Source organism: Lapillicoccus sp. (assembly GCF_039935575.1).
Classification (GTDB): domain Bacteria; phylum Actinomycetota; class Actinomycetes; order Actinomycetales; family Dermatophilaceae; genus Lapillicoccus.
In genome coordinates, this window is the sequence record NZ_JBDTKA010000066.1 from 1 (window position 1) to 10,823 (window position 10,823).

Annotated in this window: 12 protein-coding genes; 7 read left to right on the forward strand and 5 right to left on the reverse strand. The window is 66.3% G+C overall.

From position 1 onward, the window contains the following. The coding region (locus ABI385_RS08125; protein WP_348103247.1) for a DUF6596 domain-containing protein at positions 1 to 872 on the forward strand (872 nt) is incomplete at its 5' end. Positions 873 to 1,566: 694 nt separating this feature from the next. On the opposite strand, the gene ABI385_RS08130 is transcribed toward ABI385_RS08125, so the two are convergent. Continuing rightward, complete coding sequence (locus tag ABI385_RS08130) at positions 1,567 to 2,754, reverse strand: alkaline phosphatase family protein (RefSeq protein WP_348103248.1); 1,188 nt, start codon at positions 2,752 to 2,754, stop codon at positions 1,567 to 1,569. A gap of 541 nt (positions 2,755 to 3,295) precedes the next feature. On the opposite strand from ABI385_RS08130, the gene ABI385_RS08135 reads away from it, so the two are divergent. Then, positions 3,296 to 3,670 (forward strand): VOC family protein, encoded by a 375-nt coding sequence (locus tag ABI385_RS08135; RefSeq protein WP_348103249.1) that lies wholly within the window; start codon positions 3,296 to 3,298, stop codon positions 3,668 to 3,670. 328 nt (positions 3,671 to 3,998) lie between these two features. Here ABI385_RS08135 and ABI385_RS08140 read toward each other — a convergent pair whose 3' ends face one another. Both ABI385_RS08140 and ABI385_RS08145 read right to left on the reverse strand, forming a co-directional pair. Further along, positions 3,999 to 4,664, reverse strand: coding sequence for an N-acyl homoserine lactonase family protein (locus tag ABI385_RS08140; protein ID WP_348103250.1), 666 nt, complete (start codon positions 4,662 to 4,664; stop codon positions 3,999 to 4,001). Positions 4,665 to 4,776: 112 nt separating this feature from the next. Then, entirely contained in the window at positions 4,777 to 5,370 is a 594-nt protein-coding gene (locus tag ABI385_RS08145; RefSeq protein ID WP_348103251.1) for a dihydrofolate reductase family protein, read from the reverse strand. Between the two features lie 92 nt (positions 5,371 to 5,462). Between ABI385_RS08145 and ABI385_RS08150 the strand changes: the two genes are divergently transcribed. From ABI385_RS08150 to ABI385_RS08165, 4 genes are all read left to right on the forward strand, one after another. Beyond that, on the forward strand, positions 5,463 to 5,954 hold the full coding sequence (locus ABI385_RS08150) for a helix-turn-helix domain-containing protein (protein WP_348103252.1): 492 nt from the start codon (positions 5,463 to 5,465) through the stop codon (positions 5,952 to 5,954). A gap of 20 nt (positions 5,955 to 5,974) precedes the next feature. Next, complete coding sequence (locus ABI385_RS08155; protein ID WP_348103253.1) at positions 5,975 to 6,505, forward strand: hypothetical protein; 531 nt, start codon at positions 5,975 to 5,977, stop codon at positions 6,503 to 6,505. Next, the gene (locus ABI385_RS08160; RefSeq protein ID WP_348103254.1) at positions 6,396 to 7,067 is read left to right on the forward strand and encodes a Crp/Fnr family transcriptional regulator; all 672 of its coding nucleotides are present in this window, start codon (positions 6,396 to 6,398) and stop codon (positions 7,065 to 7,067) included. The genes ABI385_RS08155 and ABI385_RS08160 overlap by 110 nt, the downstream gene beginning before the upstream one ends. A 382-nt stretch (positions 7,068 to 7,449) precedes the next feature. Beyond that, positions 7,450 to 8,448: an alpha/beta hydrolase gene (locus ABI385_RS08165; RefSeq protein ID WP_348103255.1), complete on the forward strand. Its 999-nt coding sequence runs from the start codon at positions 7,450 to 7,452 to the stop codon at positions 8,446 to 8,448. A gap of 259 nt (positions 8,449 to 8,707) precedes the next feature. On the opposite strand, the gene ABI385_RS08170 is transcribed toward ABI385_RS08165, so the two are convergent. Further along, complete coding sequence (locus ABI385_RS08170) at positions 8,708 to 9,127, reverse strand: DUF6924 domain-containing protein (RefSeq protein ID WP_348103256.1); 420 nt, start codon at positions 9,125 to 9,127, stop codon at positions 8,708 to 8,710. Positions 9,128 to 9,177: 50 nt separating this feature from the next. Here ABI385_RS08170 and ABI385_RS08175 point away from each other — a divergent pair, with 50 nt between their 5' ends. Beyond that, entirely contained in the window at positions 9,178 to 9,519 is a 342-nt protein-coding gene (locus ABI385_RS08175; RefSeq protein WP_348103257.1) for a DUF3024 domain-containing protein, read from the forward strand. A 22-nt stretch (positions 9,520 to 9,541) separates the two neighbouring features. Here ABI385_RS08175 and ABI385_RS08180 read toward each other — a convergent pair whose 3' ends face one another. Next, positions 9,542 to 10,567: an IS30 family transposase gene (locus tag ABI385_RS08180; RefSeq protein WP_348103258.1), complete on the reverse strand. Its 1,026-nt coding sequence runs from the start codon at positions 10,565 to 10,567 to the stop codon at positions 9,542 to 9,544. Positions 10,568 to 10,823 lie beyond the last annotated feature (256 nt).

Below are 10,823 nucleotides of genomic sequence, written 5' to 3' on the forward strand. Positions count from 1 at the left end.
GTCTGATCGGCGGACTCACCACCGCCGAGATCGCCCGCGGGTTTTTGGCCACCGAATCCTCCATGGGTCAGCGCATCTCGCGAGCCAAGAGGACACTGGCCGCACACGCCGAGTTCGAGTCGCCCACTGGGCCGGAGCGGACCGGGCGTCTCGACGACGTGATGGCCGTGATCTACCTGATCTTCAACGAGGGCTACACCGCCACCGCAGGCCAGGACTGGATGCGCCCCGACCTGGCGAACGAGGCGATGAGGCTCGCACGGATCCTGGTCGCCTTCGCTCCCGACGAGCCCGAGGTACTCGGACTCCAGGCGCTGCTGGAGATTCAGGGCTCGCGGATGGCCGCCCGACTCGACGAACGGGGTGAGCCGGTCCTGCTGGAGACGCAGGACCGGAGCCGATGGGACAAGTTGCTGATCCGCCGCGGACTGGCCGCCATGCAGCAGGCCGAGCTGCTCGCTGCGCGCGGCATGCCGGTCGGCAAGTATTTCCTGCAGGCCTCGATCGCCGCCCAGCATGCTCGCGCCCGGCGTGCCGAGGACACGAACTGGCGCCGGATCGCGGCTCTGTATGCCGTCCTGGCCGAAGCCGCGCCGGGACCGGTCGTCGAGGTGAACCGAGCGGTCGCATACGGGCGGGCGTTCGGCCCGGGCGCGGGGCTCGCCGTGCTGGCGGAGCTGGACGCACGTGCCCTCGGCGACTCCCCGCTCCTGCCAAGTGTCCGCGGAGACTTGCTCGAACGGGCCGGGCTGTACACCCAGGCCAGCGAGGTGTTCACCGAGGCGGCTGCGCGGACCAGTAACGAGAGCGAGCGTGCAGTCCTGCAGCGTCGGGCCAAAGAGAACGTGGCGCTCCGGTCGACATCTAGGTGATCCACCCGCGGCGCTCTCGAGCCTCGGACAGCCGATACCAGCCGCTGCTCACGGACCAGCGCTCGCAGTGGCACCCCGGTACTCCCGTCGCCACCACGCGACTGACCTGGCGCCTGAATTTGGGCGTTAGGCGGCGATAGGACGCGCCTCGCAACCGCGCACCTTGCAGTGGAATCCCCGCGGGCCCGGCCTCAAAGTTGAGGGCTGTTCCCCTCACTTCAGACGTGGGAACCACGCTTCCGCGGACGGGAGACCGCCCGCCGTGTCGACACCGCCCTCGCTCTCAGCGCGCTGGTAGGCCGATGGTCACGGGGAGCCGCCCACCTCCGAAGGGCGTCAAGCGCCGCGCTTTCACTGGAGAGAACCTGTCGGGGTGTTCCTACCACCGGCGGAGCTGACCGTGGGGAACTGCCCCCGACTTGTGTCATCCGGTCCTCTCTATCAAGTCAAGGCAGTAGGTCGCTAGGGCGGCGCGATCGGCAGCACGTGTCCATCTGAGGCGACGGAGGACTCTTTTGGTGCTCGAACGGCACGCTCGACAGCCGCGGTCCTCGGTGGGTTCGCGCCAACCGCGGCCATGCCTCGCTTCGCCGCGTCTTGGTAGTCGTTTTCATCGCTGCGACCGTCGGTGACGGGGTCTGCCGCGACGGCCGCCCCCCACGTCGCGAGGCCTCGGGGGCCGACCTGGCGGGTTCTACGGGTGTTTCGGCGGCGGCGGCGGTTTTGGTCTGACGAGTCCGTCGGTCGGTGCCGGCAGGACGCTGCCATCGAGGGTGACCAGAGCCGGCATCGGCTGGTTCAAGGCTCCCCGCCACGGGGTGGGGTCGGTAGGCGTCGGGGTCGGCTGTGGGGGCGGCGGCTGGGTGATGGTCGTACCGGGAACCGGCGGGACCGGCCGGTCCAGTGAAGCCTGGACCAGGTGAGCGAGGGACGGGGCGTTGTCCACCCGGGGGACGCCGAGGGGCGGCAGGCCGAGCAGGTCGACGATCGTCTTGGGGATGCTGGCGTGGGAATGCCACTGCGGGTCGATGGCCTGGACGACTTTGCCGCCGAACATGATCATCGGGATCCGTGATCCGCCGATCGCCTGAAACCCTTGTGGGTGCAACGCGTCGGGCACGGTTTCGCTGGCCGGGGTGGGCACCGAGTCGGCGTAGCCGCCCCAGTCGTCCCAGGTCAAGATAAAGGTGGTGTCCGCCCAGCCGCCTGCGTCGATGACGGCCTGGACCCGGTCCCAGACCAGGTTCTGGCCCTGGGTGACGTAACCGGGGTCAGACACGAACGGGGGATGCTCGTCATACCCGCCTGGACTCCACACGTAGCACACGGCAGGCAGCGTCCCCGCCTTCGCCATCGGGATGAAGTCCTTCGGTGGGTGCACGCTGGCAGCTCCCGGCGCCGTGGTCAGCGAGGTGTAGAACTTCGTCGGGTAACCGGTTTCTTGCGGGAAGGCGGCCCAGGAGACGCCGCCCGCCTGGGCGGCGGTGAAGATGGACGGGATGTCCCAGACCGGGTGTGGCCCGACGAAGGGCGGGTTCTTCATGGTCGGCATCTGACCGCCGATGGCCAGCATGTGCCCCGGCGTGGAGTTCGAGCCGGACCCGAAGTGGTGGTCGCTGAACACGAACTGCTTCGCCAGCCAGGAGTAGTACGGGATCACCGTGTCGTTGTCGACCTGCACCGGCAGACCCGGATAGTCGCCCATCGCGTAATGCACCCACGCGTTGCGGTCGTGCGGCTGGTCGAAGTTCGGCGGCGCCGACAGGAGGTTGCCGTGGTCGGCGACCACCGCACCCCACTTCGCCATCGTCGGGAAGTAGAAGTCGGTCGTCTTGTTCTCCTGCAGGAAGACGACCACTCGATGGTTCGGCAGCGAGGTCACCACCGCATCGTCCCCCAGCAGGCTGGCTAAACGGTGAACGAGGCGCGTCCAAACAGCACGACTCACGCGGCGCCCGCGCATGGGGGCCGACTGTTAGAACGCCCGCCGCACCCTCAGTCAGGCGTAACGCGCGGTCCCTGTCATCGACTTGACAGTGACTGCACCCAGGTCCGTCGTGCACCCACGTCCGGTTGAACATGTGCTCGGAGGCCATGACAGCGACGGCCCTCGGCGTCACGACAGCAGGAAACACGCAGTCACACCGCTGCCGGGACCCCGGCGATCACAGATCCCCCCGTCCCCAGGCCACCTCTCAGAACGCCCCACACACCAAGCAGATCCAATCGTACCGAGGCGCCGGCCCGCGGTGGAAAGACGCAGCCTCAGCGGGTGCGAGACAAGGGGCTACATGCGCCGCAGGCCGGTCGACGACTGGTATTACGAGTGCTTCGGGGGATGTGAATGCCAGGTCCTGCGATGTCGCGTGGCCGCGCCGTCCCCTGGGCGGTGCGGCGCCGCCATGTCGTGATGGAGTATCGGCATGCCTTCTTCGATTCGTCTTGGCGCCATCTCGCTCGACAGCGATGACCCGGCCGCGTTGGCGCAGTTCTATCGGGAGCTGCTCGGCCTGACCCCGACCTGGCAGTCGGAGGACTTCGTCGCACTGAAGGGAGCGGGAGTGCTGCTGACCATCCAGCGTGACTCCGACCTTCGTCGGACGACCTGGCCGGACGGCCCAGTCCCCAAGCAGATGCACCTGGAGCTGGCGGTCGACGACCTGGACGTTGCCGAGCACCGCGCCATAGCTCTAGGCGCGACGAAGGCCGAGCACCAGCCGCAGCCGGACCGGTGGCGGGTCCTCATCGATCGTGACGGCCATCCGTTCTGCGTGACCACCTTGATCCCGGACGCCTGAACAGGTCGCCTCGGCGGATTGTCGGAGTCGGACTCACACGGTTGTCCTGCTCGCGGTGCCCCGTTCGTCAACAGCCGTCAAGGTGGGACGTCGACAACAGCGGCGACCCGACCTTGTGGTGACGACTGGGCAACGGAAGCGGTTTCCGGTCCGCAGCCACGTCCTCTCGCGACGGTATGAGGAACCATCTGAGTGCGGGGTTGTTCAGATCCGGGGGTTAGCGTGGCTGCCCCCGGAGACACCAACCCGCGGCAAAATATGGAATCGGCGCCGGCGAGCCACTTTGCACATACGGAGTCAACTGACCGAATCGTGTGTGAGGCACCGGCTACCGTCGTGCCAACTCTGCTGCATCTCGACAAGAAGTGGGGCGCTCGTGTCCAAGAACGATGTCGAAAATGTACTCAGTCTTGTAAGAACGCTGGAACAGCTCACCGGCGGCCTTGGACGGCGGGAGGTTGCCACGGCTCGTGCTGGTGCGCCAGACCAGCTCGGGGTCGAGGGCGCGCACCCGAAGCTGTCCTACGGTATGCGGTTCGTCGAGTTCGTGGAACGACACCGCCAGGTCGCCGACGACGACGACCGGGCGCGCGCCAGTCTCAACGACCACCACCTGGGAGCCTCGCGTGTGACCCGGACCCGGGACGAGCCGGATCCCGGGAAGCAGCTCGAGCTCGCCGTCCACCGGCACGTACCGCAGGCCGGGCACCTCGACCCATTCGCGAATGGTGTAGTCGTTCTCGCCGAGTGCGTCGTCGAGCTCCTGACGCTGGACGTAGATCGGCTTGCCGGCGTACAGATGGTTGCCGCCGCAGTGGTCGAAATGCAGGTGGGTGTTGACGACGATGTCGATGCTGGCGGGGTCGAAGTCCTGCTTGCTCAGTGGACGAAGTCGCGGATCCATGTCGGCCACCCGCGGGTGCAACATCGTCATACCAGTGTCGACCAGCACTCGCGCATCGGGATGGTCGATGACGTACACGTAGACCGGCATCAGCTCACCCTCAGCCATCAGATCGGCAACGTGGACTGGCGTGACAGTGATCGAAGAGGGGGCCGTCATCGCGTACGGACCCTCGCGCTGAGCTCGCCGCCGCTCCCGGTCGTCATGAGCTTGCCTCGCTGGCATCGCGGATGGAGTATCGGTGCATCGTGACGCCCGACCCGAACGACCGCTGCTCAAGCAAATCGAGCTCGACCGGCACGTCGTAGTCGTCGAACAGCGGCCTGCCGAAGCCGAGGATCGCGGGATGGGTGAACAGCAGCAGCTCGTCGAGCAGGCCCGCCCGGAGCAGCTGCGTGGCGAGCGCCGCTCCTCCCACGCCGACGCTGCCGTCCGTGCCGGCGCGCAGGTCGGCCAGTTGCTCGATCGCGTCGTCTCCGCCGATGATCTGGGTGTTGTGATCGGCACTGTGGCGCGTGCGAGAGACGAGCACCTTGGGCTTGGCCGTCCAGATCTCCCCGTATTCACGCAGGACGTCGGGCAGCGAGGTGTCCTGGCGCGACCGCGGCCAGTATTCCTCCATGACCTCGTAGACGACCCGGCCTTGGACCAGGAGCGCGAGAGCGCGCGCCTGCGCGTTGAACTCGCGGTGCAGTTCCTCGTCGATGCGCAACCACTCACCGGCACCGTTGTCCCCTGGGACCTGCTCGATCCGCAGGTCGAGGGACACGTTCATCCAGTAGACGAAACGGCCCATGCGTTCCTCGCTCCCCTATAGTGATTGCGTCCTGCAATCACTATATTGGGAACGGCGAGCCTGTCAAGGTGCAGGCCTGTCAAGGAGGAATCGTGGAACCGCGCTCCGGGTGCCCGATCAACGCCGCCGTCGAGGTGCTCGGCGATCGCTGGTCGTTGCTGATCCTGCGCGATGTCATCTTCAGCGACCGCCGCTATTTCCGCGTGCTGCTCACCGGATCGATCGAGGGCATCGCTTCGAACATCCTCGCCGACCGCCTCGTGCGACTCGTCGATGCAGGGATCCTCACCCGCGGCACGGGCGCCCGGGGACAGCGCGTCCGCTACAGCCTCACCGAAGCCGGCATCAAGACCCTGCCGATCATCTTTGCCCTTGGCAACTGGGGTATGCACTGGCGCCCCGGTAGCGCCGAGCTCCGCAGCCGGCAGCAACTGATGGACGATGAGGGTCCGGCGTTCCTCGAGGAGCTCATGGAAGAGCTCCGCGCCCGCCACCTCGGCACCCCGCCGAAACCGCACGGGGGTCGGGGCCCGCTCGAGCGCCTCGAGCTCGCCACCTACAACAGCACCTTGGAACAGTCGTGATCGCCCGAGTATGGCGGGGTGTGATCGCCCACGACCGTCAAGCCGACTACGTCACCTACGTGGACGACACCGGGGTCGCGCAGTACCGGCAGGCTGAGGGCTGCCGGCTCTCCATGATCCTCACCCGCGACCTCGAGATGGACCCGGACACCAGCGAGAGCGACAGTCAGACTCACCACAGCACACCACGGGTGGAGGTGATCGCCCTCAGCATCTGGGACAGCGAAGCCGCCATCCGGGCCTTCGCCGGCCCCGACATCAACGCGATGGTGCTCTACTTCGAAGACCAGGACTTCCTGCTCGAACCCCCGACCCTGGTCCACCACCAGGTCGACTCCTTCTCCCTTCCCGCCGTCCAAGACACCCGAGGACCGATGGAGGAGGCCACATCACCGCCGCGGCCAGCTACTGATGCATACAGGCAGGCGGCACAATGTGCTGATGGACGTTGCGAGCGTGCTGCGCATGGTGCCGTTCCTCGCGCCCGTGTCGCCGGCCGCCATGCAGAGGCTGGTCGCGGCGTCGACCTTGCGGCACCTGAGGCGCGGTGACTTTCTGTTCCACACCGGTGACGAGGTCACCCAGATATTTGTCATAGCCACCGGTCGGGTGGCCGCGACACTCAGCTCGCCCGGTGGCACCCTGCTCTTCTTTCACGTCGCGCGGGCGGGTGAGACCCCTGGGCACAACGACATGTTTCTCGACAGCGGTTACTCGGCCTCGGCACAGGCGCTCAGTGAGGTCTCTGTCGTTGCCATCTCGCGAGCCGTCTGCGTCGAGGTACTTGAATCAGAGCCCGCCGCCCTCGTCGTGTACGCGCGGGGGCTCGGACTCATCATCAGCCTGCTCACCGCATCCATGGCTGACCTGGTGTTTCTCGACCTGGAGCGACGGCTCGCCCGGGCGCTCGATGCCTCGGCACAGACGACCGGTTATGCGCTCGGCCTAACCCAGTCGGAATGGGCCGCCCAGCTCGGGGTCGCCCGACAGTCCCTGAACCAGGCGCTTGCCAAACTAATGTCGCGGGGACTCGTCGAGAACGCCCCGGGTGGCGGGTTGAGGATCCGCGATCATGCCGGGCTGGAGCTTTTCGTCGCGAGCGGTCGGCGTTGATGGGCTCGACCTAGGCTCAGTAGAGCTGGCCCGGGTACAGCACCTAAATGATCACCAGTGCCCCAGTGCCCCAGTGCCCCAGTGCCCCAGTGCCCCAGTGCCCCAGTGCCCCAGTGCCCCAGTGCCCCAGTGCCCCAGTGGGCGTGGGCGTGGGCGTCGTGGAGTTGATGGACTCGTTGGACACGAACACGATCTTGGTATCGGTCAAGGAACGGGTGAAGGCGACCGTGCTGTGGCCCGGATTGCTCCGTCGTGCTCGAGGACTCGTTGATGTTCGTGATGCCCAGGATGGCGGAGCGGATCTGACCCTGTCAGCCGGCTGACAGACGGAACGCCCAACTTCTGTCATGCTCCGCCAACGACCATCTGGCAAGGAGCGGCGATGACGATTGTTCGACGTAATCCTGCGGCCGGAAGAAGGTACGCAGGGCAAAGACTTTTGCTCCTGCTGGTGATGGGCGCGTTGGTGCTAACAGTCGCGTCGTGCAGCAGCCCCGCTAGCGAACAGACGACGTCGGCCGCCGGGTCAGGGACCACCGCAACCGGTGATAGTGGACGCTCGATCGATATCGGGAACGGGCGCACGCTTTTTATGGAGTGCAGAGGAGTGGGGCGGCCCACAGTCATCCTCGAGTCCGGTATCCACGACTCTTCTGAGTACTGGGTCAACATCCAGCCGAACGCACCCGCGATCGGACCGGACGTGTTCGCTGGAATTGCGCAACACACCAAGACATGTCGCTACGACCGCCCGGGTACGCTGATTCCCGGTCAGGAAGCCAAGATCACCGAGCGCTCGACTCCGGTGACCAATCCGCGCACGATCGACCAGGCGTCTGCCGATCTCGATGCATTGATCAAGGCGGCTGGGCTGGAAGGGCCGTTCCTGATGGTCGGGCACTCCTTCGGCGGCTGGCTGCAGACCTACTACACGCAGACTCATCCCCGCGATGTGGTCGGGCTGGTCCTGGTCGACGCGTTCTCGGCGCGGATGCCGGAGTTCATGGGCGACAAATGGACCGCGTACGAGAAGGTGCTGAACTCGCTGGGCGGCAATCCGCTGGGAAGCGATCCGGCGTCGGAGAAGTACGACGTCCTTGCCAGCGCCAAGCTGTCATTGGCGGCACCAGGGCTGCCCAAGGACCTGCCTATGGCGGTGATGAGCAAGAGTGAGCCATTCCCGCTGCCGGCCGACCTCAAGGGGTTCACCTCCGCGGACCTGGAAACCGCCTGGACGAAGGTCCAGGATGCGCTCGTCGAGCTCGTCCCCAACACCCCACACGTCATCGCTCAGGGCAGTGACCACGACATCCGGGTGCGGGACCCGGACCTGGTCACCAGCACCGTCGTTTTGATCTTGGAGCGGGTGCCTGCTCGGTAAGAGGTCAGTGGGAGCCACCCTCGACGAACGCGATCAGACCGCGGTGATCGAGGATGCGAATCACTCGCCCACCCCACAGTGACCAGACCTCGGCTGGACAATGTCGTGAGCGCTTGCTTCTCAGACTGACGTGCCACACCCCCCAGGTTGTGCGGCGTGTGAAAATGACGGGGCGGATTCCAGTGAACGTCGCAACACCTCCGACTGAATGAAGGTAGGCCATGAGGTCGTCTGCGCGTAACGCTTTTGGGAGTGGACGTCAGAAGCCGTGGAAGACGCCCTTTTCGTCAGCCCGCCGTGCGAAGTCGTCCCAGTCTAGGTTCGCCTCGTTGATGTTGTTCTCCACTACGTACAGCTTGGAGGCGGGCACTCGAAACGGCTTCGGCTCCGGCCTGTGGTCACCGGCCTGGAGGGGCAGCACCCAAACGGCGAGGATCGGCTGGTCGTCGCCGGTGAGTGTCGCCTCGTCCGAGATGAACGAGACGATTGAACCACCCGACTGGGTGGCTTTCAGTATTTCGGGGGTCAGGCCTTCGAACGCGGGGTCGTCGACGACAGACACAATGGCGAGGAAGCCTTCCGTGCTCGGTGTCCGTACCTGGAGGACCAGGCGTTTCCACGCGTGGTGATCACCGAACCACGTGCGGACAAGCAGGCAGGCCTCAGGTAACGCGGTCATGTGGCGACGGTAGCGGCGCGTGGGCGGTCCTGGGAGGGGAGACTGGAGGTATGGCCAGCCTGCCTGAGATGGATGTGGTGCGGGTTCAACGGTGGTGTCGGGCCCGGGTGTCTGAGCGGGTACGCGATCAGGTGCGGGTGGAGGTCGACGTGGCACCGCGGCACCTGACGATCGTGGAGTGCCGACCGCCGTGGCGGGCGGACTTCGGGCCGGAGTGGACGCGCCACCCGATCGCCCGGTTCCGCTATACCAGGGCCACCGAGCAGTGGTCGTTGTATTGGCGCGACCGGAATCTCCGCTTCCACGAGTACGACCTGGTGCAGCCAACGGAGCGGCTCGAGGACCTACTGACTGAGGTGGATCTCGATCCGACGGCAATCTTCTGGGGGTAAGTGCTGGCTTGTCTCGAGCGGCCTAAGCGCCCAACCTGACAACGGGAGCCTCACGGCCGTCGACGGCAACGCGGAGTAGGTCGGCAGGTCGGGCCCAGTCGAGGGTCTTTCGCGGTCGATGATTGACCTCGTCGGCGACGTGGGCGAGCTCTTCGGGGGTAACCCCACCGAGGTCGGTGTGCTTAGGAAAGTAGTCGCGCAGCAGCCCATTCATGTTCTCGTTGCTGCCGCGCTGCCACGGTGAGTGGGCGTCGCAGAAGTAGACGGCCGTTCCGACGATCGCGGTGACCTGGCGGTGCAGCGCCATCTCCTTGCCCTGGTCCCAGGTCAGGGAGCGGCGCAGGTGCGCAGGCAGCTCGGCCATCGCCGAGCAGACCCCGTCGCGGATCGCCGGCGCGGTCGGCTGGTCAACGGGGACGTGGATCAGGACCAGGAACCGTGTCTGTCGTTCGACCAAAGTACCTATGGCAGAACGGTTTCCGGCACCCATGATGCAGTCACCCTCCCAATGCCCCGCCTGCACCCGGTCGTCCACGGCAGCGGGGCGGTCGGCGATCATCGTCATCCCCGACAGCCGCCCCCGACGCTCCAGTCCCTGAATCCGGCGTCGCCGGCGACGCTTAGCCGGCCGGGTCACCTCGACCGTGACGTCGTAGATGGCCTGGTAGATGGACTCGGTGCACAACCGCCGCGCGGGATGGTCGGGAAACCGTGCCCGCAGTTCGTGCGCGACCTGTTCCGGGCTCCACCGCTTACCCAGCAAGGCGACCACCACGCAGCGCAGCTCCTCATCACCTGTCACACGTCGAGGGCGCGGCCGTGGGACCCGGCCCGCAGCCAGCCGGTCCGCGGTCCCGGGCAGGTACTGCCCAGTTGTCGGGTCCGCGTTTCGGCGCAGCTCCCGGCTTACCGTTGAAGCGTTGCGCCCGATCGCCACAGCGATCTCCTGCAACGTCTTCTCCTGCCGCCGTAGGTCGGCGATCGTGGTCCGCTCCGCCGCCGACAGGTACCTCGGATGCCGCGGCCTCGATGGCCCGGGTGCACTCACCGGCGGATAGTGCACCGGCTGGCCCAACGTGTTGAGGATGGTGCGCCCGAACCGCCACCGTGTCCCGGTCCGCCGGTTGATCCCCACCATCAGGCACGCCTCAGCGTTACTGACCCCCTGCTCGATCAACCGGACATAGCGTTGTTGCTTATCCGTTGCACCACCACCCGGACGGCGACGCCGACCCTGTCCCAACGACTGCTCCACCGCAACCTCCATTGACCCACGGTGTTGCGACGTTCACTGGAATCCGCCC

What these genes read in the sequence shown, in the direction of transcription:
- ABI385_RS08135 (WP_348103249.1), top strand. Translation starts at nt 3,296, where the DNA reads ATGCCTTCTTCGATTCGTCTTGGCGCCATCTCGCTCGACAGCGATGAC.
- ABI385_RS08140 (WP_348103250.1), bottom strand. Translation starts at nt 4,664, where the DNA reads ATGCCGGTCTACGTGTACGTCATCGACCATCCCGATGCGCGAGTGCTG.
- ABI385_RS08145 (WP_348103251.1), bottom strand. Translation starts at nt 5,370, where the DNA reads ATGGGCCGTTTCGTCTACTGGATGAACGTGTCCCTCGACCTGCGGATC.
- ABI385_RS08160 (WP_348103254.1), top strand. Translation starts at nt 6,396, where the DNA reads ATGGACGTTGCGAGCGTGCTGCGCATGGTGCCGTTCCTCGCGCCCGTG.
- ABI385_RS08165 (WP_348103255.1), top strand. Translation starts at nt 7,450, where the DNA reads ATGACGATTGTTCGACGTAATCCTGCGGCCGGAAGAAGGTACGCAGGG.
- ABI385_RS08170 (WP_348103256.1), bottom strand. Translation starts at nt 9,127, where the DNA reads ATGACCGCGTTACCTGAGGCCTGCCTGCTTGTCCGCACGTGGTTCGGT.
- ABI385_RS08175 (WP_348103257.1), top strand. Translation starts at nt 9,178, where the DNA reads ATGGCCAGCCTGCCTGAGATGGATGTGGTGCGGGTTCAACGGTGGTGT.